23 protein-coding genes are annotated in these 21,144 nt (G+C 68.6%); 20 read left to right on the forward strand and 3 right to left on the reverse strand.

Annotated elements, in window-relative coordinates:
- Positions 1-6 precede the first annotated feature (6 nt).
- The 16 genes from EDD27_RS52945 (at position 7) to EDD27_RS53020 (ending at position 14,489) form a co-directional block, all read left to right on the forward strand.
- Entirely contained in the window at positions 7-654 is a 648-nt protein-coding gene (locus tag EDD27_RS52945; protein ID WP_127940222.1) for an L-threonylcarbamoyladenylate synthase, read from the forward strand.
- A gap of 108 nt (positions 655-762) precedes the next feature.
- Complete coding sequence (locus EDD27_RS56165) at positions 763-2,991, forward strand: hypothetical protein (RefSeq protein ID WP_206642055.1); 2,229 nt, start codon at positions 763-765, stop codon at positions 2,989-2,991.
- Positions 2,991-3,362 carry a hypothetical protein gene (locus tag EDD27_RS52955; RefSeq protein WP_127940223.1) on the forward strand — a complete coding sequence of 124 codons (372 nt, stop codon included), beginning with the start codon at positions 2,991-2,993 and terminating at the stop codon, positions 3,360-3,362. The genes EDD27_RS56165 and EDD27_RS52955 overlap by 1 nt, the downstream gene beginning before the upstream one ends.
- A gap of 48 nt (positions 3,363-3,410) precedes the next feature.
- Complete coding sequence (locus EDD27_RS52960; protein WP_127940224.1) at positions 3,411-4,676, forward strand: serine hydroxymethyltransferase; 1,266 nt, start codon at positions 3,411-3,413, stop codon at positions 4,674-4,676.
- Between the two features lie 57 nt (positions 4,677-4,733).
- The gene (locus EDD27_RS52965; RefSeq protein ID WP_127940225.1) at positions 4,734-6,020 is read left to right on the forward strand and encodes a glycosyltransferase family 4 protein; all 1,287 of its coding nucleotides are present in this window, start codon (positions 4,734-4,736) and stop codon (positions 6,018-6,020) included.
- Positions 6,021-6,151: 131 nt separating this feature from the next.
- Entirely contained in the window at positions 6,152-6,574 is a 423-nt protein-coding gene (locus EDD27_RS52970; RefSeq protein ID WP_127940226.1) for a Cg1360 family ATP-synthase-associated protein, read from the forward strand.
- 65 nt (positions 6,575-6,639) lie between these two features.
- Positions 6,640-6,855, forward strand: a complete 216-nt coding sequence (locus EDD27_RS52975) for an AtpZ/AtpI family protein (RefSeq protein ID WP_241564743.1) — start codon at positions 6,640-6,642, stop codon at positions 6,853-6,855.
- A 148-nt stretch (positions 6,856-7,003) separates the two neighbouring features.
- Positions 7,004-7,801: a F0F1 ATP synthase subunit A gene (atpB, locus tag EDD27_RS52980; RefSeq protein WP_127940227.1), complete on the forward strand. Its 798-nt coding sequence runs from the start codon at positions 7,004-7,006 to the stop codon at positions 7,799-7,801.
- A 71-nt stretch (positions 7,802-7,872) separates the two neighbouring features.
- Entirely contained in the window at positions 7,873-8,100 is a 228-nt protein-coding gene (gene atpE / locus EDD27_RS52985) for an ATP synthase F0 subunit C (RefSeq protein WP_127940228.1), read from the forward strand.
- Between the two features lie 32 nt (positions 8,101-8,132).
- A complete protein-coding gene (locus tag EDD27_RS52990) occupies positions 8,133-8,687 on the forward strand; it encodes a F0F1 ATP synthase subunit B (RefSeq protein ID WP_127940229.1) in 555 nt (184 codons plus the stop codon).
- Positions 8,688-8,775: 88 nt separating this feature from the next.
- Complete coding sequence (locus EDD27_RS52995; RefSeq protein WP_127940230.1) at positions 8,776-9,585, forward strand: F0F1 ATP synthase subunit delta; 810 nt, start codon at positions 8,776-8,778, stop codon at positions 9,583-9,585.
- 24 nt (positions 9,586-9,609) lie between these two features.
- A complete protein-coding gene (atpA, locus tag EDD27_RS53000) occupies positions 9,610-11,259 on the forward strand; it encodes a F0F1 ATP synthase subunit alpha (protein WP_127940231.1) in 1,650 nt (549 codons plus the stop codon).
- A gap of 3 nt (positions 11,260-11,262) precedes the next feature.
- Positions 11,263-12,165: a F0F1 ATP synthase subunit gamma gene (locus tag EDD27_RS53005; RefSeq protein ID WP_127940232.1), complete on the forward strand. Its 903-nt coding sequence runs from the start codon at positions 11,263-11,265 to the stop codon at positions 12,163-12,165.
- A gap of 1 nt (position 12,166) precedes the next feature.
- Positions 12,167-13,615, forward strand: coding sequence for a F0F1 ATP synthase subunit beta (gene atpD, locus EDD27_RS53010; protein ID WP_127940233.1), 1,449 nt, complete (start codon positions 12,167-12,169; stop codon positions 13,613-13,615).
- 66 nt (positions 13,616-13,681) lie between these two features.
- The gene (locus tag EDD27_RS53015) at positions 13,682-14,083 is read left to right on the forward strand and encodes a F0F1 ATP synthase subunit epsilon (protein WP_127940234.1); all 402 of its coding nucleotides are present in this window, start codon (positions 13,682-13,684) and stop codon (positions 14,081-14,083) included.
- A gap of 25 nt (positions 14,084-14,108) precedes the next feature.
- Entirely contained in the window at positions 14,109-14,489 is a 381-nt protein-coding gene (locus EDD27_RS53020; RefSeq protein ID WP_127940235.1) for a DUF2550 domain-containing protein, read from the forward strand.
- Here the strand turns inward: EDD27_RS53020 and EDD27_RS53025 are convergent.
- Complete coding sequence (locus tag EDD27_RS53025; RefSeq protein ID WP_127940236.1) at positions 14,486-15,076, reverse strand: cob(I)yrinic acid a,c-diamide adenosyltransferase; 591 nt, start codon at positions 15,074-15,076, stop codon at positions 14,486-14,488. The two genes, EDD27_RS53020 and EDD27_RS53025, sit on opposite strands and share 4 nt — an antisense overlap.
- A gap of 130 nt (positions 15,077-15,206) precedes the next feature.
- On the opposite strand from EDD27_RS53025, the gene EDD27_RS53030 reads away from it, so the two are divergent.
- From EDD27_RS53030 to EDD27_RS53045, 4 genes are all read left to right on the forward strand, one after another.
- On the forward strand, positions 15,207-16,103 hold the full coding sequence (locus EDD27_RS53030; RefSeq protein ID WP_127940237.1) for an ABC transporter ATP-binding protein: 897 nt from the start codon (positions 15,207-15,209) through the stop codon (positions 16,101-16,103).
- The gene (locus EDD27_RS53035; RefSeq protein WP_127940238.1) at positions 16,100-17,209 is read left to right on the forward strand and encodes an ABC transporter permease; all 1,110 of its coding nucleotides are present in this window, start codon (positions 16,100-16,102) and stop codon (positions 17,207-17,209) included. The genes EDD27_RS53030 and EDD27_RS53035 overlap by 4 nt, the downstream gene beginning before the upstream one ends.
- Entirely contained in the window at positions 17,210-18,376 is a 1,167-nt protein-coding gene (locus EDD27_RS53040) for a sensor histidine kinase (protein ID WP_127940239.1), read from the forward strand.
- Positions 18,377-18,456: 80 nt separating this feature from the next.
- Positions 18,457-18,774 carry an STAS domain-containing protein gene (locus tag EDD27_RS53045; protein WP_127940240.1) on the forward strand — a complete coding sequence of 106 codons (318 nt, stop codon included), beginning with the start codon at positions 18,457-18,459 and terminating at the stop codon, positions 18,772-18,774.
- Between the two features lie 159 nt (positions 18,775-18,933).
- Here the strand turns inward: EDD27_RS53045 and EDD27_RS53050 are convergent, their stop codons facing one another.
- Both EDD27_RS53050 and EDD27_RS53055 read right to left on the reverse strand, forming a co-directional pair.
- Positions 18,934-19,488, reverse strand: a complete 555-nt coding sequence (locus EDD27_RS53050) for a TetR/AcrR family transcriptional regulator (protein ID WP_241564745.1) — start codon at positions 19,486-19,488, stop codon at positions 18,934-18,936.
- Positions 19,489-19,633: 145 nt separating this feature from the next.
- On the reverse strand, positions 19,634-21,106 hold the full coding sequence (locus EDD27_RS53055; protein ID WP_127940241.1) for an aldehyde dehydrogenase family protein: 1,473 nt from the start codon (positions 21,104-21,106) through the stop codon (positions 19,634-19,636).
- Positions 21,107-21,144 lie beyond the last annotated feature (38 nt).

Genomic DNA, 21,144 nt, shown 5'->3' on the forward strand with positions numbered 1-21,144 from the left:
TCTGCCGTGGGAAGACGCTTTGACTGCTCAGACCCCGAACAGCGGGCCGACGGCCTCCAGGAGGCCGCCGCCGCGGTGCGCAGGGGCGAGCTCGTGGTGCTGCCGACCGACACCGTCTACGGCATCGGTGCCGACGCCTTCACGCCGTCGGCGGTCACCGCGCTGCTGGAGGCCAAGGGGCGTGGCCGTGACATGCCGCCGCCCGTCCTGGTCGGCACCGTCAGAGCCGCCACAGCGCTCATAGACGACATGGGACCCTACGGGCAGGACTTGATAGACGCCTTCTGGCCCGGGCCGCTCACGCTCGTCTGCAAGGCCAACAGAGCCCTTTCCTGGGACCTGGGGGACACCAAGGGCACGGTGGCCGTACGCATGCCGCTCGACCCGGTCGCGCTCGAGCTGCTCAAGGAGACCGGACCTATGGCGGTCTCCAGCGCCAACCGCTCCGGCGCCCAGGCCGCCACCACGGCGGCGGAGGCCGAGGAGCAGCTCGGCGCCGCCGTCGCGGTCTATCTCGACGGCGGCAAGACCACCGACAACACGCCGTCCACCATCCTCGACCTGACCACGGCCGTGCCCAGGATGTTGCGGCGGGGTGCGATCCCGGTGGAGAAGCTGCGCGGCATCATCGGCTACGTCGCCACCGACGACTGATCGGTTGACCCGGCTGTCGACGTATACCGTCTGCTTATCCCGGCTGCGACGGCGCTCCGGCCATGATTACGGTGAGGCCCGGAGCGGCGATATGTCCGGGAGTAGTTCATGGGCAAGTTCGACGGCATGGATCCCAAGCTGGTTCGTGATCTGCTGACCGAGGTGAAACACGCGGTCGCGCAGATGCGCGCGGTCGAGGATCGAGTCAGGCTCGAGATGAGCCGGGCAGGGCTGTCCACCCAGACCACCCACCGCCCCGCCCAGGTCGCCGACGCGGCCGAGGAGATGGTCAGGGACGTGAACGCGCGGCTCGCGGTCCTGGAGAAGCGGGTCGACCCGCCCGGTTCCGGGGCCGCGCCCACGGACGAGCCCAAGGAGACGCGTGGGGATCGGGACAGGTACGAGAACCCGCGCGCCGGTGAGAAACCCGACCAGGTGACCCCGAAGGACGACGACGTCAAGACGGGCGAGGAGCCCAAGACCGGCTCTGACGGGACGACGGGCTCCGACGGCAAGACCGGCTCGGACGGGACGACGGGCTCGGACGGCAAGACCGGCTCCGATGGGGGGACCGGCTCGGACGGCAAGACCGGCTCTGACGGGGGGACCGGCTCGGACGGCAAGACCGGCTCTGACGGGGGGACCGGCTCGGACGGCAAGACCGGCTCTGACGGGGGGACCGGCTCGGACGGCAAGACCGGCTCTGACGGGGGGACCGGCTCGGACGGCAAGACCGGCTCTGACGGGGGGACCGGCTCGGACGGCAAGACGTGCGACGACGCCGACGGCAACGGCAAGGACACGGGCACGGGGACGGACAAGGACACGGGGACGGGCACGGGGACGGGCACCGGGGCGGATCCGGGCTCTGGTAGCGACGGGGCTGCCGACACCGGGGGAAGCACCGGTGATCAGCCTGCTGACCAGCCCAAGGACGACGATCTGGACAGTCGGCGCGAGCGCGGGGCCGAGGCGGACGGCGGTGGGACGGACACCGGCGGTGCGGCGGACACCCCGGCCAAGGACCACCCCGACGACACCGATGTCACCAAGCCGCAGGTCGTGGTGGTCGACGGCGTCAAGGTCCTGCAGATACCGCTCGACCCGCCCACGGCCGAGCAACTGGAGGACCTGCTCGAGAACACCGACAAGGTCCAGCCGGCGGAAATGCCGAAGATGCCCGCCGACACCACCGCAGCCTCGAACGTCAATGCCTGGGCCAACGACGGCAGTGACGTCGTCTCGGCCGACACCACCCCGCCCGATCTGGACGCGCTGAAGACGGTGATCGAGGATCATCGCGACATCCAGCCCCACGACATGCCGGGGGTGGAGGTCCCGGCGGGCGAGTACGGCAAGGGCCAATGGGCCGAGCGCGACATCCGTCCGGACGGGGATCCGGGCTCCATCGCCCCGGGAGTCCCCACCTCGGCCGGCGGTGACCAAGTGACACTCCCGCCGGCGTCAACGCCCACGGACGGCACCGGCCCCACGGCGGCAGCGGACGGCACCGGCCCTACGGCGACGGCGGGCGGTGGCGGCACGACGGGTGCCTATCCGGTGGACGGCTACGGTTCTGCGGGCGTCACGCCGATCGACGATCCGTCCCCGGACACGCGAGCTGACGACGCCTGCGGCTCCAGCACCGACCGCCCACCGAGCGGCACGGATCCGGCGCCCGGCGGCAAGGACACCACGCCGGACGGCCCACAACCGACCCCCGACGGCACACAGCCGACCCCCGACGGCACACAGCCTGCCCCTGGCGCCAAGGACACCACGCTCCCGGCTCCGGACAGTAAGGAAACCACACCGGATGGTAAGGGTGGGACTCCAGATGGCACGCCGGGCGGCACCGGGTCGACGCCCGATGGGACGGGTGCGACGCCGGGCGGCGACACCGGCGTGCGGATCCCGCCCACACCACCTGCCGGCGAGGCAGGCGTGGGCACGGGAGCCGCCCCCGAGGCACCCGGCACGGGGACGGCCGACAAACTCGGCACCACGCCGAACGGCGCTTACGGCAGCGCGCCGACGGCCGCGTACGACGTGGCCGCCGTTGCCGAGACCGATGGCGGGACCGATGGTGGGGCCGATGGCGGGGCCGAGGCGTGGGCGAGCGACGACAGCGACGTCGTCTCCATAGACGTCCCCCCACCGGACCTGGAGGCCCTGAGGACGATGATCGAGAACCACCGGGACATCCAGCGCCAGGAGATGCCTTCCGTGCAGGTCCCGCCCGGAGAGTACGGCAAGGGCGCGTGGGCGCCCGAGGACATTCGCCCGGACGGCCCGCCGGGCACGGTCGATCCCGGCTCGCCGGAAAGGAGCGCCTGATGTTCGTCGATCCGCCGGCCCCCGAGCCCTGGCACAAGGGCGACCGTCCCCCGCGCACCACCTCCCCATCTCAGGAGGACACACCGGCCACCTACCTGTTCAATCCCGAGTACGAGCGCCTGGTCGTCGCGTGGAACAACGTCAAACCCCAGCTGGATGCCCTGCGAACGGCCCTCGACAAGGCCTACAACCTGGCCAGAAGCCCCCAGACGTGGGACGCCCCCGTAGGCGAGCGCTACGTCGAGGACATCCGCGAATGGCGCAACAGGCTGGCCCTCTACCGCCATGCCGTGCTGACGGCCATCAGTGACCAGGCGGCCGACACGCCCCGCTGGGTACCGACCACCGCCGCGATCCCCCGGGCCAACTAGCGACCCCACCCTGTGGGCGAAACGGACATCAGGGCGTACCTTGGAGAAATGGGTACGCAGCCCTACTACGGTCCGGACTTCGGCCTGCTGCAGAAGCAGGATCCCGAACTCGCGCAGGTGCTGCTCGATGAGCTTGACCGGGTGCGCGGCGGGCTCCAGCTGATCGCGAGCGAGAACTTCGCCTCGCCCGCCGTTCTGGCCGCCCTGGGTTCCACGCTCACCAACAAGTACGCCGAGGGCTACCCCGGCCGCCGCTACTACGGCGGCTGCGAGGTGGTCGACCGGGCCGAGCGGCTGGCGATCGACCGGGCCAAGAAACTCTTCAACGCCGAGCACGCCAACGTCCAGCCGCACTCGGGCGCCTCCGCGAACCTCGCCGCCTACGCCGCGCTCCTGCAGCCCGGCGACACGATGCTGGCCATGGCCCTCCCGCACGGCGGCCACCTCACCCACGGCTCCAAGGTGAACTTCTCGGGAAGATGGTTCGACGTCGTGTCGTACGGAGTGCGTCGTGACACCGAGCTCATCGACTACGACGAAGTCAGGGACCTGGCGCTGCGGCACCAGCCGAAGCTCATCGTGTGCGGCGCGACCTCGTACCCGAGACTGATCGATTTCTCGTTCTTCCGCGGCATCGCCGACGAGGTGGGGGCGTGGCTGCTCGCCGACGTGGCCCACCCGATCGGGCTGATGGCGGGCGGGGCGATCCCCTCGGCGGTGCCGTACGCGGACGTCGTGACGTTCACCACCCACAAGGCCCTGCGCGGGCCACGCGGCGGGGCGATCCTCTGCACCGAGGAACTGGCCAAGAAGATCGACCGGGCGGTGTTCCCGTTCGTGCAGGGCGGGCCGCTGATGCATGCGGTGGCGGCCAAGGCGGTGGCCTTCGGTGAGGCGATGCGGCCGGAGTTCGCCGACTACGCCAACAGGGTGATCGTGAACGCCCGCGCCCTCGCCGAGGCGCTGACCGGGGAGGGGATGCGGGCCGTCTCCGGCGGCACGGACACGCACCTGGCCCTGATCGACCTGCGTGACGTGGGAGTTTCGGGGGCGGAGGCCGAACTGCGGTGCGCGGCGGCGGGGATCACACTCAACCGCAACGTGATTCCGTACGATCCGGAGCCGGCGTCCATCACGTCGGGCATCCGCGTGGGGACGCCGTGCGTCACCACCCAGGGGATGGGGCCCCAGGAGCTCAAAGAGGTGGGGATGCTGGTGACCAGGGCGGTGCGCCATCCTGGCAAAGCGGCCGAGGTCAGGGAAAGAGTTGCGGCGCTTCTCGCCATCCATCGGCCATATCTCAGCGAATATTAAGCTGGTCTGTGTCGTTTTCCGGTCACAGTCGGCCGGAGCATCCGGGAAACTAGGTCCGTGCGCGAATACCTGTTCATGGCGCTCATCTCGGCAGCGGTGACCTATCTGCTGGTTCCGTTGGTGCGCCGCTTCGCCATCCGCATCGGCGCCGTGCCGGAGGTTCGCGCGCGTGACGTGCACACCACGCCGACGCCCAGGCTGGGCGGCCTGGCCATGTACGGCGGCCTGGTCGTGGGGCTGCTCGTGGCCGGCCAGCTCACGCACACGGGCAAGGCGCTGACGCAGACCGACGCCAACGCGGTGACGGCGCTCATCGTCGCCGGCGGCCTCATCACGATCACCGGCTTCCTGGACGACTGGTGGGGCATGGACGCCTTCATCAAGCTCGGCGGGCAGATCGCGGCGGCAGGCGTGCTGGTCTTCTTCGACCTGCGGTTGCTCTACATCCCGTTGCCGCAGGACTGGGGCGGCTCCACCAGCCTCGACTACACCCTCAGCACCGTGATCACCATCATGGTCGTGGTCGTGACCATCAACGCGGTCAACTTCGTCGACGGCCTCGACGGCCTGGCGGCCGGGATCGTGTGCATCGCGGGCATGGCCACCTGGGCCTATTCGATCTTCCTGGCCGACAACATCAGCGGCGGGCGCATCACCACCACGGCGGCCATCGCGGCCATCCTCATCGGCACCTGCCTGGGGTTCCTGCCGCACAACTTCCATCCGGCGAAGATCTTCATGGGCGACACCGGGGCCATGCTCATCGGGCTCGTGCTCGCCTCCTCCATCGTCACCGTGACGCCCGTCGACCCCGGGATCATCGAGGGCATGAACAAGGTCCCGGTGCTGCTGCCGCTGCTCCTGCCGGCCGCGGTGCTGGTCCTGCCGCTGGTCGACCTGATCACCGCCGTGGTGCGGCGCACCTCGCGCGGCCTGTCGCCGTTCGCGCCCGACCGCGGCCACCTGCACCACCGGCTCATGGACATCGGCCATTCCCACCGCAGGTCCGTGCTGATCATGTACGCGTGGGCGTTCCTGTTCGCCTTCGGCATCGTGGGCATGTCCACGATCGGCGTGCCGGTGCTGCTGTTCCCCGTGGTCATCCTGCTCGCCCTGGCCGTGCTCGTGCTGATGGCCCTGCCACGCTGGCGGGGCAGAGGGGGCGCGCACGCCGCCTCGCGTGGCAATCAGCCTGACGACGACGGCCCGCCCACCGGGCCCATGCCGCCGATTCCGCCGGAGCCGGAGGTCAGACGGCGGATGCCGCCGACGGACGGCCCTTCGCACGAACGCGCGTCGGCCGAGGGCAATCCGGTCATCCCGGTCTTTCCTAGCCGTTCTTGATCCCGAACTAGAAACGGCAGGTAAAAGCGGTCTTCCGTGAGCTTGTGATATCTTTCACGAGCAGGGGCCTTCAGAAGGACATGTTCTGGGGGTAGCAAACGCTCGCTTGACAACATGCTGATGGAGCACCAATGCAGGCCAACGACGTGCGCGTACTCAAGAGCGCCGCGATTCCGACCCTCGCGGTCGGGGTGGTCGCCGTGGTCGTGTCGCTTCTGACAGCCGGTGGCAAGGGCGCTCTGGGCGCGGCGCTCGGCGCCTTGCTCGTCGGGGTTTTCTTCAGCATCAGTGTGGTAGCGGTGTCGTATGCCGCACGGGTGTCTCCCCAAATGATGGCGATCGCGGCGATGGTGAGTTATCTCGTGAAGGTCGTCGCCATCATGATCGTGCTGTCCGCGTTCCGCGACACCACGGCCTGGAACACGCTGGCTTTCGCGCTGTCCGTCGTGCTGTGCACCCTCGTGTGGACCGGCTTCGAGGTCCGCGCGTTCATGAAGACCAAGATGCTTTACGTCGACCCTGAGGCCAAGGTCCCCGGAAAGGGCGACTCATGAGGCTGGTGCACGGACAGGGTCCGATATGACTAGTCCTCTACTCGCCTGCTATCGTCGGGGCCGCGATGAGCGCAAAGGAACGCCGACCGGAAGAAGACGGTCGCGACTTCGCCGACGCCATGTGGTCAGTTCCCAGCTATCTGCTCGCCGGGATGGCCTTCTACGGCGGTCTCGGCTGGTTGCTGGACCGCTGGTTGGGCATGTCCGCGTTCTTCCCCATAGGCGTCGTCCTGGGGGTCGTGCTCGGTGGCTACTTGGTCTACCGGAAGTTCGGTCGCTAGCCCGGCGCAGCGATCGCTTTCCTGAGGAAACCCTTGTGAACTACTACGACGTTGAAGGGAACGCCGTGCGGGAGCAACGCGAGCGCACCAATGAACACAGCAGTGTCGCGCACTCACGCGGCTCACTGCCGAAGGCGGAGGTAGCCGCGTGAGTGCGCTGACGGTCCTCGCTCCACCAGCCGACCAGTTCCGGGCGCCTACGCCTGACGAGCTGTTCAACCTGCCGCCCATCATCCCCGGGGTCGAATGGTTCACGAAGCCGGTTCTGCTGGCGCTGCTGAGCTCGCTGATCGTGATCGGCCTGTGCTGGGCGGCCTTCGCCAATCCCAAGGTCGTCCCGAGGGGTGTGCAGAACGTCGTCGAGTACGGCTACATGTTCGTCCGCGACCAGATCGCCCGGCCCTTCCTGGGCAAGGACGCCGATCGGTGGATGGGCCTGCTGGTGACGCTCTTCTTCCTGGTCCTGGTCTGGAACGTCATGGGCGTCATCCCGGTGCTGCAGTTCCCGGTGGCCTCGCACATCGCGTTCCCCGCTGTGCTGGCGATCTCGATCTACGTGCTCAAGGTCTACCTCGGCATGAAGCACCAGGGCGCGGTCGGCTACTTCAAGAACATGATGTTCCCGCCGGGGCTGCCGAAGTTCATCTACTTCCTGCTGGCGCCGATCGAGTTCCTGTCGAACCTGATCATCGCGCCGTTCACGCACGCGGTCCGACTGTTCGCCAACATGTTCGCCGGCCACATGCTGCTGGCCTTCTTCAGCATGGTTGGCTTCTGGTTCCTCTTCGAGCAGCTCACCCCGCTGGGGGCCCCTCTCGGCGTCCTCGGCGTGATCATGACCATCATCCTCACGGGATTCGAGATGTTCATCCAGTTCCTGCAGGCGTTCCTGTTCGCCATGCTGGCCGCGATGTACATCGGCGGCTCGCTGCACCCCGAGCACTGAGAACCACATACCGGAATGTCCATGACCGGTGACACCCAGGTCGCCGGCCGTCCAGTAAAGGAATACAGATAATGAGCGTTCTCGCTGAGGTCTCCGGCAACGTCACCGCCATCGGTTACGGTCTCGCCGCCATCGGCCCCGGCATCGGCGTCGGCATCATCTTCGGTCAGGGCGTGCAGGCCATTGCCCGCCAGCCGGAGGCGTACGGCCTGATTCGCCAGAACATGCTCCTCGGCTTCGTCCTCACCGAGGCCCTCGCCCTGATCGGTCTGGTCGCGCCGTTCATCTACGGCGCCTAGTGACCGTCTCCTTCTGACGAAAGGCTGCACCCATGACGTACATGGCAGCTACGCTCCTCGCGCAGGAGGAGGGCGGCAACCCCCTCTTCCCGCACGCTTACGAGCTCGTCGTCGGTATCTTCGCGTTCGCCGTCGTGTTCTTCGTCGTCGGCAGGATGCTCGTCCCGCGTATCCAGAAGACGCTGGCCGAGCGCACTGACGCGATCGAGGGCGGCATCAAGAGGGCGGAAGAGGCCCAGGCCGAGGCTCAGGCCCTGCAGCAGCGTTACGCCGAGCAGCTGGAGGAGGCCCGTCGGGACGCGGCCAGGCTGCGCGAGGAGGCTCGCGAGCAGGCCGCGCAGATCAAGGCCGAGCTCCGCGAGGAGGCGCAGGCCGAGGCCCGTCGTCTCGTCGAGGCCGCGCACGCGCAGATCGAGGCCGACCGCCAGGCTGCGTTCGCGCAGCTCCGCACCGAGATCGGCCGCCTGTCGACCGACCTCGCCGGTCGCATCGTCGGCGAGTCCCTGGAGGACGACGTCCGCCAGAGCCGCATCGTGGACCGGTTCCTTGACGAGCTGGAAGCCGGCAGCGCGCAGGCGGTGCGCTAATGCAGGAGCGAACCCCCCGCAGTGAGTGGAGTGGACACGTGAGGGACGAGCGGGTCCGCGGAGCGAATGAGGAGCGGGTGAGCGACCAATGAGAGGCTTGAGCAGGACGTCGCTGGCAGAGGTCGAGGAGCGGTTCAACGCCGTCGCCGGCAGTGCCGACCTCGGCGCGCTCTCCGACGAGCTGTTCGCGGTCGCGGATCTGCTCGACCGCGAGCACGGCCTGCGCCGGGCACTGTCCGACCCTGCCAGGCCCGCCGAGCAGAAGGCGGGCACCGTGCGAGCGCTGCTCGCCGGCAAGGTCGCCCAGGCCACGCTGGACACCGTCGAGGCCGCGGTCTCGGCCAGGTGGTCACGCGCGGGCGACCTGCCTGACGTGCTCGAAAGGCTCGGCGTCGTCGCCGCGGCGGCGGAGGCCGAGAGCCAGTCCAGGCTCGACGAGGTGGAGGACGAGCTCTTCCGCTTCGGCCGCATCGTCGCCGCCAATTCCAATCTGCGTCTCGCGCTGACCGATCCGGCGGCGCCCGGGGAGGGCAAGCGGCAGCTGCTGCGCGACCTGCTCGGCGACAAGGTCGCCCCGACCAGCCTGCGCCTCATCACGCAGCTGGTTGTGCACCCGCGGGGGCGTAGCCTGGAAACAGGGCTGCAAGAGGTCGGTCAGCTCGTGTCCGCGCAGCGCCAGCGCCTCGTGGCGGTGGTGCGCAGCGCAGTCGAGCTGTCCGAGGAGCAGAAGCGCCGCCTCGTGGCGTGGCTGCGCACCTCGTACGGCCGCGACGTGCACCTGAATGTCGAGGTGGACAAGCGAGTGCTCGGTGGGTTCTCGGTCCGCATCGGCGACGAGATCATCGACACCACCATTGTCGGACGAATTGAAGAAGTCCGCCGCCGGTTGGCCGGCTAGGGCGAATAGGGAGACAGAGTAGAGATGGCGGAGCTTACGATCCGGCCGGACGAGATCCGGGACGCGCTTGAGCGCTTCGTCCAGGCGTACGAACCGGAAGGCGCCGCGCGCGAGGAGATCGGGACCGTCGTCGACGCCGGCGACGGCATTGCCCATGTCTCCGGCCTTCCCTCGGCGATGGCGAACGAGCTGCTCGAGTTCGAGAACGGCACGCGCGGCCTTGCGCTCAACCTCGACACCCGCGAGATCGGTGTCGTGGTCCTGGGCGAGTTCAGCGGCATCGAGGAGGGCCAGACGGTCCGCAGGACGGGCGAGGTCCTGTCCGTGCCCGTCGGCGACAACTTCCTCGGCCGCGTGGTCGACCCCCTGGGCAACCCGCTCGACGGCAAGGGCGCCATCGAGTCCGAGGGCACGCGCGCCCTCGAGCTCCAGGCCCCCTCGGTCGTCCAGCGGCAGCCGGTGAAGCAGCCGCTGCAGACCGGCATCAAGGCGATCGACGCCATGACGCCGATCGGCCGCGGCCAGCGCCAGCTGATCATCGGTGACCGTGGCACCGGCAAGACCGCGATCGCCGTGGACACCATCCTCAACCAGCGCGAGGCCTGGGCCTCCGGCGACCCCGAGGCGCAGGTCCGCTGCGTCTACGTCGCCATCGGCCAGAAGGGCTCGACGATCGCGCAGGTCAAGGCCCGCCTCGAGGAGGCAGGCGCGCTGGAGTACACCACCATCGTCGCCGCCCCCGCCTCCGACCCGGCCGGCTACAAATACCTCGCCCCCTACACCGGCTCGGCCATCGGCCAGCACTGGATGTATCAGGGCAAGCACGTTCTGATCATCTTCGACGACCTGACCAAGCAGGCCGACGCCTACCGCGCCGTGTCCCTGCTGCTGCGTCGCCCGCCGGGCCGCGAGGCCTTCCCCGGCGACGTCTTCTACCTCCACTCCAGGCTGCTGGAGCGCTGCGCCAAGCTGTCGGACGACATGGGCGGCGGCTCGATGACGGGCCTGCCGGTCATCGAGACGAAGGGCAATGACGTGTCGGCGTTCATCCCGACCAACGTCATCTCCATCACCGACGGGCAGTGCTTCCTCGAGACCGACCTGTTCAACGCGGGCGTGCGCCCGGCGATCAACGTCGGTATCTCGGTCTCCCGAGTCGGTGGCTCGGCGCAGGTCAAGGCCATGCGCAAGGTGGCGGGCACGCTGAAGCTGTCGCTGTCGCAGTATCGCGACCTGGAGGCGTTCGCCGCGTTCGCCTCCGACCTCGACGCGGCCTCGCGTGCTCAGCTCGACCGCGGCCAGCGCCTGGTCGAGCTGCTCAAGCAGCCGCAATACTCCCCGTTCGCGGTCGAGAAGCAGGTCGTGTCGGTGTGGTCCGGCACCACCGGCGAGCTCGACGAGGTGCCGGTCGAGGACGTCCGCCGATTTGAGACGGAGTTCCTCGACTACCTGCAGTCCTCGCACAAGGGCATCCTCGACGGCATCCGGGAGACCAAGGAGCTGCCCGACGACGCGGTGACCGCTCTCAAGGACGCCATCACGGAGTTCAAGAAGGGCTTCACCACCTCCTCGGGCGAGCTGCTGGTCAAGGACGAGCCAGTGGCGCCGCTCGGCGCCGACGAGGTCGGCCAGGAGAAGATCAAGAAGGTCGTCCGTCCGGCGGAGAAGAAGTAGGACATGGGTGCCCAGCTAAGGCTGCTGCGGCGGCGGATCAGCTCGGTCAAGTCGACCGCGAAGATCACACGCGCCCAGGAGCTCATCGCCTCTTCACGGATCGTGAGGGCGCAGCAGCGGATGCAGGCGGCGCTGCCGTACGAGCGCGAGATCACTCGCGCCGTCACCGGCGTCGTCAGCAACGCGGCCAGCGTCGACCATCCGCTGACCGTGGCGAAGGAGAACCCCGCCAAGGCGGGCGTCCTCATCGTCACCAGCGACAGCGGGTTCTGTGGCGGCTTCAACGCCAACATCCTGCGCGAGGCCGAGGCCCTGCGGGGGCTGCTGGAGAGCCGAGGGCTGACCGTGGTGCCGTTCGTCACGGGGCGCAAGGGTGTCACCTGGCACACCTTCCGTCAGCGGGAGATGGGCGGCAGCTGGGTCGGGTTCTCGCGCAAGCCGGCCTACGCCGACGCCAAGGAGATCGCGAACACGCTGATCGACTCGTTCAAGGAAGACGGCGGGATCGACGAGATCCACATCGTCTCGACCGAGTTCGTCTCGATGCTCACGCAGAACGTCGTGGTCAAGCGCGTCCTGCCGCTGGAGGTCGAGGAGACCGAGGCGACGGAGTCCACTGTGATCCCGCCGTACTTCGAGTTCGAGCCGACCGCGGGCGACGTGCTGGAGTCGCTGCTGCCGCGATACGTGGAGTCCCGTATCTTCACGGCGCTGCTGCAGTCGGCGGCCTCGGAAGAGGCCGCGCGGCGGCGCGCGATGAAGTCCGCGACCGACAACGCCAACGAGCTGATGCGGGTGCTCACCCAGCAGATGAACCAGGCTCGCCAGGCCGAGATCACCCAGGAAATCAGCGAGATCGTCGGTGGGGCCAACGCGCTCGCTGACGCCGCAGCGGGGAAAGAGTGAAATGACTGCAGAGGCTGTTGAAACTGTAGAAGCCGCCGCGGCCGGCACCGGCCGCGTGGCACGTGTCACCGGCGCCGTCGTCGACGTGGAGTTCCCCGTCGAGGCGATGCCCGACATCTATAACGCGCTCAAGGTCGACGTGGCCCTCGGTGGCGAGACCAAGACCCTGACGCTCGAGGTCGCCCAGCACCTGGGTGACAACCTCGTCCGATGCATCTCCATGCAGCCCACCGACGGCCTGGTCCGCGGCCAGGCGGTGACCGACACGGGCAGCCCGATCTCGGTGCCGGTCGGTGACGTCGTCAAGGGCCACGTGTGGAACGCGCTGGGTGAGACGCTCGACGTCGAGACCTCGTCGCTCAAGATCAACGAGCGATGGGGCATCCACCGGCCGTCGCCGGCGTTCGACCAGCTCGAGTCCCGCACCGAGCTGCTGGTCACCGGCATCAAGGTCATCGACCTGCTCACCCCGTACGTGCAGGGTGGGAAGATCGGTCTGTTCGGCGGCGCCGGCGTCGGCAAGACCGTTCTGATCCAGGAGATGATCCGCCGCGTCGCCCGCAACTTCGGTGGCACCTCGTGCTTCGCCGGTGTGGGCGAGCGCACCCGTGAGGGCAACGACCTCTGGCTCGAGATGATGGAGGCGGACGTCCTCAAGGACACCGCCCTCGTCTTCGGCCAGATGGACGAGCCGCCGGGCACCCGTCTGCGGGTCGCGCTGTCGGCGCTGACGATGGCGGAATACTTCCGCGACGTGCAGAAGCAGGACGTGCTGCTCTTCATCGACAACATCTTCCGCTTCACGCAGGCCGGTTCCGAGGTCTCCACGCTGCTCGGCCGCATGCCGTCCGCCGTGGGTTACCAGCCCACGCTGGCTGACGAGATGGGTGTGCTCCAGGAGCGCATCACCTCGACCCGTGGCCACTCGATCACCTCCATGCAGGCGATCTACGTGCCCGCGGACGACATCACCGACCCGGCCCCGCACAACGCGTTCGCGCACCTCGACGCGCAGACCGTTCTGTCGCGGCCGATCTCGGAGAAGGGCATCTACCCCGCGGTGGACCCGCTCGACTCCTCCTCCCGGATCCTCGACCCGCAGATCGTGGGCGAGGAGCACTACCGGGTGGCCCAGGAGACCAAGCGGATCCTGCAGAAGTACCGCGAGCTCCAGGACATCATCGCGATCCTCGGTATCGACGAGCTCTCCGAGGAGGACAAGGTCACCGTCCAGCGGGCCCGCCGCATCGAGCGCTTCCTGTCGCACCCGATGTACGCGGCCGAGGCCTTCACCGGCCAGCCGGGCGAGACCGTGCCGCTGGACGAGACCATCGCCTCCTTCAAGGGCCTCTGCGCGGGTGAGTACGACCACCTGCCCGAGCAGGCGTTCTTCATGGTCGGCGGCATCGACCAGGCCATCGCGAAGGCCAAGGAACTCGAGCGTCGCTAATCGCCCCACGGTGATGGCGCGGTTCCGGAACCGCGCCATCACCTGATCGGAAAGGACCTACACAAAGTGGCGAAGCTACGCGTAGGGGTTGTCTCACCCGAGCGTGAGATCTGGTCGGGCGAGGCCGACATGGTGATTGCCAAGACCGTGGACGGCGAGATCGGTATTATGCCGCAACACGCACCTGTTCTCGGCGTTCTCGTCGAGGGCGGCGTGCTGCGCGTGAAGCGGGAGGGGGAGCCGGAGCTTGTGGCGGCGGTCCACGGTGGTTTCATCTCCGTGGCCGACGACGAAGTGTCCGTGCTCGCCGAGGTGGCCGAGCTCGGTTCCGAGGTCGACGTCGCGGCTGCCCGTGACGCTCTCGACCGGGCCCAGGCCTCGATCGAGGCCAACCAGGAAGACGCCGACGCGGCACTCGAGGCCAAGCGGGCCAGGGCCCGGCTGCGCGCCGCAGGCGAAGAGGTATAGCAGAACACGTTCAGGGGGCGGCGGCATGGTGGCTACGGTTGTGACTTTCCTGGTGCTGCTCGCCGCCCTCGTGGTGTTGCGCGCTGTCATGCTCGTCCGCTCGCGCGGGAGCGTACCCTGTCGCCTGCGAGTAGGGGACGGCGCCTGGCGCAGCGGGGTGGCCCGCTACGCCGACGGGGAGCTCCACTGGATTCCCCTTCTGGGTGTGCGACTGAGGCCGCGCCACGCGATCGCGAGGCGCGGCCTCGTCGTTTCCGCCCGCCGCGAGATCGGCGACGGGCTCTACGCCGTGGACTGCGGAGGGAGCACGCGCGACGTGTCGCTCGCGATGAGCGCGGACGCGCTGACGGGCTTCCTGGCGTGGCTGGAGTCCGCGCCGCCCAGCGCTTACCTCGACGTGGCCTAGCGCGTCCCCCCCGGCTTCCAGAGGATCTCGTTGCCCGCGTGGGCCGCCCGGCACGCGATGAACAGCAGATCCGACAGGCGGTTGAGGTATTTCGCCGTCAGCACGTTCATGTCGTCGTGCACCTGCAGCGCCGCCCAGGTCGAGCGCTCCGCCCTGCGCACGGTGACCCGGGCCACGTGCAGCGCCGCGGTGGCCGGATCCCCGCCGGGCAGGATGAAGCTGCGCAGCGGCTTGAGACCGGCGTTGAAGCGATCGCACTGCTCTTCCAGCCAGTCGATGTACGGCTGCTCCACCCGCAGCGGCGGGAACTCCGGGTTCTCGGCGACCGGCGTGGCCAGGTCGGCCCCCAGGTCGAACAGCTCGTTCTGAACACGGACCAGGACCTCCACCAGCTCCGCGGGCAGCGTCCCGTGCGCGAGCGCCACGCCCAGGTGGGCGTTGGCCTCCTCCACGTCGGCGTAGGCGGCCAGCCGGAGATCGGTCTTCGATGCCCGGCTCATGTCGCTCAGGGCGGTGGTGCCGTCGTCGCCGGTGCGGGTGTAGATCCGGGACAGGACCACCGGCTTGTCCTTGTCGGCGCGTGTCATGGGCTCAGCGTACTCATGACAAATGTCATCCGGATCCGACGCGGGATCCACATCAGGCCCGTGATTTCCGCGACTGGCAGGGCGAACGGCTCGGAAGCCACGATTGATCCATGATGAAGGAGAGGACCTGATGCTCGAGATCAGCGAGCTGCGCAAGCGCTTCGCGGGCGGCCCCGACGCCCCCGGCGGCAAGGTCGCCCTTGATGGGATCAGCTTCGCCGTGCGGCCGGGGGAGATGTTCGGGTTCGTCGGCGCGAACGGCGCCGGCAAGACGACGACGATGCGCATCGTCATGGGCGTGCTGCAGGCCGACTCCGGCTCGGTGAGCTGGCAGGGCAAGCCGCTCGACTACGACGTGCGGCGGCGCTTCGGCTACATGCCGGAAGAGCGCGGTCTTTACCAGAAGATGCGGGTCGCCGAGCAGATCGAGTACTTCGGTCGCTTGCACGGGATGAGCGCGACGGCCGCCAAGAAGGCCACCGACGACCTGCTGGAGCGGCTCGGGGTGGCCGAGCGCAGGAACGACCCGGTGCAGGCGCTCTCGCTGGGCAACCAGCAGCGGGTGCAGCTGGCGGTGGCGCTGGTGCACGATCCCGAGGTGCTGGTGCTGGACGAGCCGTTCTCCGGGCTCGACCCGATCGCGGTGGACGCGCTGGCCGCGGCGTTGCAGGAGCGGTGCAGGGGCGGCGTGCCGGTGATCTTCTCCAGCCACCAGCTGGAGCTGGTCGAGCGGTTGTGCGACTCGGTCGGCATCGTCTCCGCCGGCCGGATGGTGGCCACGGGCACGGTGGGCGACCTCCGGGCGGAGGAGGGCACCATCCTGCGGGTCGTCGTCCGCGATCCCGCTCCCGGCTGGGCGGACGGCCTGCCGGGCACGGTCACCGTGAACGGCGACCGGCACGTCCTGCGTACGGCGGACGGCGACGACCAGGAGATCCTGCGCCGCGCCATGAAGGCCGGGCACGTCGAGCACTTCGGCATCGAGCAGCCGACTCTCACCGAGATCTTCAAGGAGGCCGTCGCGTGAACGGCTTGATGCTGGTCGCCCGCAGGGAGATCGTCACCCAGGTCCGGACGAAGGCGTTCGTGATCGGCCTGATCATCACGGCCGTGCTGACGGCCGTGATCTCCTTCGCCCCCAGGCTCATGGGCGGCCCCGACTCCTACACTCTGGGCACCGTCAACTCGCAGCAACTGCCGCTGCAGGCGGCCGCGCCGGAAGCGAAGTTCGAGTGGCGCTCCTTCCCCGACGAGGCCGCGGCCAAGCAGGCCGTGCTGGCGGGGGATGTGGACGCCGTGCTGGTCAACGGCACGAAGGTGCTCACGGACGGCGAGATTGATTCCCAGCTCGGCGTGCTCCTGCAGAGCGTCAACCGGGAGGTGCGGCTGGGCGCGGTCGGCGTGTCGATTCCGGCGCTGCAGATGGAGTCCGTGGGCGCCGACACCCGCTACCAAGCCGCGCGCACCGGGATCGCCTGGGTGCTCACCATCGTGCTCTTCATGCTGCTCTTCGGCCAGGTCGTGGTGGTCGCCATGGGTGTGGTGGAGGAGAAGGGCAGCAGGATCGTGGAGATCCTGCTCTCCACGCTGCGGCCGTGGCAACTGCTCGGCGGCAAGATCGTCGGGTTGGGCGCGCTCGGTCTCGTCAACCTGGCCACGGTCATCGTCGCCGGCTTCATCGGAGCCACGGCCTCCGGCGTCGCCGCCGACTTCCCGCCCGGCATGCCGGGGCTGGTGGCCGGGGTGCTGGTCTGGTTCGTGCTCGGGTACGCCTTCTTCGCCACCCTGTCGGCCGCGCTCGCCTCACTGGTCTCGCGCCAGGAAGAGGTCAACAGCGTGCTCACTCCGCTGACCACGGTCATGATGGCCACCTACTTCGTCGCCATCTACGCCGTCAACGATCCCACGGGCACGCTGGCCACGGTCCTGTCGTACGTGCCGCCGTTCTCCTCGATGATCATGCCGGTCCGGATGGCCGCGACCGAGGTGCCGCTGTGGCAGACGGCGGCCTCCATGGCCGGGATGGCGCTGGCCCTGATGGCGGTGCTGGCCTTCGGCGCCAAGGTGTACGAGCGGGCGGTGCTGCGGACGGGCGCCCGGGTGAAGCTCGGCGACGTGCTGCGCACGCGGTAGATGGACGAGATCCAGCGGGCACGACGCCTCACCTGGGCGACGCTGATCCTCGGCCTCGCCATCATGTGGGTCCTCATCGGGATCGGGGTCGTCATCGGGACCGGCGAGGGGACGCTCCCATGGTGGCGCCTCGTGCCCGCGCTCATCGCCTCGGTCGCCTTCACCTGGCTCAGCCAGCACATCATCGACGCCATTCTGGACCGCCGCTACCCCACCAGGCAGATGGTGGTGACGGCGGTCCTCGCGCTGATCGCGGCCGGCGTGGGCGGGGCCGACCCGTTCAGCTTCGGTTTCGTGCCCATGTGCTGGCTGTATCTCGCGACGCTCGGGGTCTCGAGGCGTACGGCCGTCGTCCAGTCGATCGGGACGTTGGCCGTCAGCGTGGGGCTGGCCATGCTCGGCATGGCGACCGGGTCGAGCATCATGGCCATCGACATGCCGCCTGCCGGAGCGTTGGGCTATTACATCCTGCTTTACGGTATCTGGTGCGCGATCCTGCCGCCGTCGGGCCGGGTGTGGGTCTGGATCTGGACACTGGCCGTGCAGGCTCATGAGGGCCGCGAGGCGCACACGCGGCTGGCGCTGGCCGAGGAGCGGCTGCGCTTCGCCAGGGACCTGCACGACCTCGTGGGGCATCAGCTGTCCGCCATCGCGGTCAAGACCGAGCTTGCCGTGCGGCTGTCGGACGCCGACCCCGCGGCGGCCAAGGCCGAGATGGCCGAGATCAACACGTTGACCAGGAAGGCGCTGCGTGAGCTGCGGGAGGCCGTGCGCGGCTACCGCGAGCTCGACCTGTCCGCCGAGCTGGACAGCGTGAAGAGCGTGCTCGAGGCGGCGGGTGTGCGCTGCGAGGTGCACCTGCCCTACCGTGACCTGCCCGACGGGGTGGCGCCCGTCTTCGCGTACGTGGTGCGCGAGGCGGTCACCAACGTGCTCAAGCACAGCACCGCGACGTTCTGTGACATCACCCTCCGCTTCACCAAGGAAGAGGCGGAGCTGCGCGTACGCAACGACGGCGTGGCCCGGCGGCAGGCCGACGACCTGGGTACCGGCTTGACGGGCATGACGGAGCGGGTGGCCGCCGTGGGCGGCAAGATGACCGCCCAGCCGACGGGCGACGGAGAGTTCCTGCTCACGGCGGTCGTGTCATTGCCGATACGTGGGTAGAGGTGTCATGCAGGGGGGTTCACCTCGGCGGGTGCTTGACGTGGGGGTGTGGCCACGCTGTGAGTGAATGAGGAGGTGGCATGCGCGTCCGGGGCAATCCGAGGGCTCAGGTGGTGCGGATCGGGGCCAGGCTCGACGCCGGGACGTCGGCGGGGGTGCGCGAGCGCTTGCACAAGGCCCTCGACTCCGGCAAGGGCGACCTGATCCTGGATCTCTCCAAGCTGGAGATGATCGACGCGACCGGTCTCGGGGTGCTCGTGGGGGCGCATCGGCGCGCGCTGAGCGTGCAACGCCGCCTCGTTCTTCGGGGGGTGCCCCCGCGGATCATGCGGATCCTGGCGGTGACCCGGCTGAATCGGGTGCTGCACGTGGAGGCTCCGGCGGCTGCGGTGGCCTGAGGTGACATATCGGAGCGGGCGACGATCAGCCGTTGCCCGCTCTTTCCCGACTTAGACAAAATGTAGATTACGGATGGCACGCAATCGGAGACCTATCCCACTGAATACAGCCCAATGCAGATTTATCCGGTGTGTGCATGACACGTAACGCAGGGCGCGTCAACCCGGCATGTCGGGGGTCCCCAAGCTCCGGGTGAAGATGTGCACGGCCGTGTCCACGAGTTCGTCGATGTCCGGCTGGTCGTCGGAGAGCAGCCATTCGATGAGCAACTCTTGTAACGCGCCAACGGTGGCGAGCGCCACGAGGCGCCGGTTCAGCGGCGCGGCCTGCGGGAAATCAGCCGAGGCCTCCTGCACCAGCCGGGCGAAGGAGTCTATGGCGCGCTGGCGGGACAGCGTCAGGACATCACCTGACCTGCGTACCTCCACGTGCATGATGCGGGCCCGTCGCCAGTCGGCCGTGGTGAAGTCGATGTAAGCGCGAATCCCCGCCTGGATCCGTCCCTCGAGGGTGTTCGGCGCTTCCTGTACCGCTTTGGTCACGACGGCCAGGCTTTCCTCCACGCAGCGCTCGTGCAGCGCCTGAAGGAGTTCCTCGCGGCCGCCGAAACATTCGTAGAAGGCGCGGTTGGAGATCCGCGCCTCCGAGCAGAGCCTTTCGATGGTCGTCGCCGCGAAACCCGGCTTCGCGTATAGCGTGTACGCGGCCGTCATCAGCCGCTCGCGTCTGTCCGCCAGCCTTTGCTCAGCCGACATTCCCCGGTAAGACCGGTTCACAATCCACCCGTCCAACATGATCGTGGCCCCCAGAGCACACAATTATGGACGGTTGATCCTGTTTTAGGAAAGGGTAAGAAGATTATCTTTTACGTCGACCGTGCAAGAACGTGACAAGTCTGATCAGTCGCTCAAGTTCTGCGGGTCCTCTCGTGAACGACGTCAGGTTCATCCCCGGCATTGCGAACCGCTGCCTGGAGATCGCCTTGGGCCTGGCGAACTCGCGCAGGCCGTCGGCTCCGTGGATGCGCCCGAACCCGGAATCGCCCACGCCGCCGAACGGCAGCGCCGGGACGCCGGCGAAGGAGATGACCGAGTTGATCGCGGTCATTCCGGAACGCATCATGCGGGCCAGTTCCATCGCCCGGCGGGCGTTCTTCGAGAAAACCGTGCCACCCAGCCCGTACGCGGATGCATTGGCCAGTTGCAGGGCCTCCTGGGCGTCGCGGGTGCGGCGGACGGTGATGGTCGGCCCGAACGTCTCCTCCCGGACGGCGGGGGAGTCCTCGGGCACGTCCTCGATGATCACCGGGTCCACGTACGGCGCGCGTACGGCGCCGGGGCCGCCCGTCACGACCTTTCCGGATTTGGTGGCGTCCTCGATGTGCCGCTTGATGATGTCCACCTGCCCAGGCATGGTGATCGGCCCGTAGTCCTCGCCGGCCCGCACCTTCGCCACCCGATCGGACAATTCCCGCATGAAACTTTCATAGACCGCGTCCACCACGTAGACGCGTTCGACGCCCACACACGTCTGTCCGGCGTTGGACATCGCGCCCCACAGGCAGGCGTCGGCGGCCCGCGCCACGTCGGCGTCGGCGTCCACGATGAACGCGTCCTTGCCGCCGCACTCGGCCACGATCGGGGTGAGATTCTCGGCACAGGCCGCCATGACCCGCTTGGCGGTGGCGGTCGAGCCGGTGAACGCCACCTTCCGCACGCGCGGATCGCCCGCCAGCGCCGCCCCCGTCTCGCCCAGCCCGGTCACGGTCTGGAACACCGGGTGCTCGGGCACCGACTCGGCGAACAACTCCGCCAGCCGCACACCCACGCCGGGGGTCAGCTCGCTCGGCTTGAACACGACCGCGTTGCCGGCGGCCAGCGCGTACGCGATGGAGCCCATGGGGGTGAAGACCGGGTAGTTCCACGGGCCGATCACGGCGACGACGCCGAGCGGGAGGTATTCGAGGGTGGCGGCCAGGTTGAGGCCGATCATGCCGGTGTTGACCCGGCGGCGGCCGAGCACCTTCTCCGCGTTGCGAGCCGCCCAGTCGATGTGGGTGATCGCCAGCACGATCTCCAGCGTGGCATCGCCCACCGGTTTGCCGTTCTCCTCGTGGACGAGTGCGGCGAGCTCACGCAGGTGCTGGGTGACGACGGCCTTGTAGTCGAGCAGGCGGCGCCGGCGCTCGCCATGCCCCAGCCCGGCCCACCAGGCAGCCGCCTCGTCGGCCCGGCCGACGGCCTCGCCGACGGCGTCGGGGCCCTGCTTGGGGTGGCTGCCGACGATCGCGCCGGTCGCCGGGTTGAGTGAGTCGAACGTGAGCGTGGTCATGGCGTCACGATAGACCGGTAAGGCAACGCTTACCAGCT

It is taken from the genome of Nonomuraea polychroma, assembly GCF_004011505.1.
Lineage (GTDB): Bacteria > Actinomycetota > Actinomycetes > Streptosporangiales > Streptosporangiaceae > Nonomuraea > Nonomuraea polychroma.

Coding starts and splice junctions, on each gene's coding strand:
- EDD27_RS53025 (WP_127940236.1), bottom strand. CDS start 15,076: ATGACACGCGCCGACAAGGACAAGCCGGTGGTCCTGTCCCGGATCTAC.
- EDD27_RS52995 (WP_127940230.1), top strand. CDS start 8,776: ATGAGAGGCTTGAGCAGGACGTCGCTGGCAGAGGTCGAGGAGCGGTTC.
- EDD27_RS53050 (WP_241564745.1), bottom strand. CDS start 19,488: ATGACGGCCGCGTACACGCTATACGCGAAGCCGGGTTTCGCGGCGACG.
- EDD27_RS53005 (WP_127940232.1), top strand. CDS start 11,263: ATGGGTGCCCAGCTAAGGCTGCTGCGGCGGCGGATCAGCTCGGTCAAG.
- EDD27_RS52955 (WP_127940223.1), top strand. CDS start 2,991: ATGTTCGTCGATCCGCCGGCCCCCGAGCCCTGGCACAAGGGCGACCGT.
- EDD27_RS56165 (WP_206642055.1), top strand. CDS start 763: ATGGGCAAGTTCGACGGCATGGATCCCAAGCTGGTTCGTGATCTGCTG.
- EDD27_RS52960 (WP_127940224.1), top strand. CDS start 3,411: ATGGGTACGCAGCCCTACTACGGTCCGGACTTCGGCCTGCTGCAGAAG.
- EDD27_RS53020 (WP_127940235.1), top strand. CDS start 14,109: ATGGTGGCTACGGTTGTGACTTTCCTGGTGCTGCTCGCCGCCCTCGTG.
- atpE (WP_127940228.1), top strand. CDS start 7,873: ATGAGCGTTCTCGCTGAGGTCTCCGGCAACGTCACCGCCATCGGTTAC.
- EDD27_RS52970 (WP_127940226.1), top strand. CDS start 6,152: ATGCAGGCCAACGACGTGCGCGTACTCAAGAGCGCCGCGATTCCGACC.
- EDD27_RS53030 (WP_127940237.1), top strand. CDS start 15,207: ATGCTCGAGATCAGCGAGCTGCGCAAGCGCTTCGCGGGCGGCCCCGAC.
- EDD27_RS52990 (WP_127940229.1), top strand. CDS start 8,133: ATGACGTACATGGCAGCTACGCTCCTCGCGCAGGAGGAGGGCGGCAAC.
- atpD (WP_127940233.1), top strand. CDS start 12,167: ATGACTGCAGAGGCTGTTGAAACTGTAGAAGCCGCCGCGGCCGGCACC.
- EDD27_RS52975 (WP_241564743.1), top strand. CDS start 6,640: ATGAGCGCAAAGGAACGCCGACCGGAAGAAGACGGTCGCGACTTCGCC.
- EDD27_RS53045 (WP_127940240.1), top strand. CDS start 18,457: ATGCGCGTCCGGGGCAATCCGAGGGCTCAGGTGGTGCGGATCGGGGCC.
- EDD27_RS53055 (WP_127940241.1), bottom strand. CDS start 21,106: ATGACCACGCTCACGTTCGACTCACTCAACCCGGCGACCGGCGCGATC.
- atpA (WP_127940231.1), top strand. CDS start 9,610: ATGGCGGAGCTTACGATCCGGCCGGACGAGATCCGGGACGCGCTTGAG.
- EDD27_RS53040 (WP_127940239.1), top strand. CDS start 17,210: ATGGACGAGATCCAGCGGGCACGACGCCTCACCTGGGCGACGCTGATC.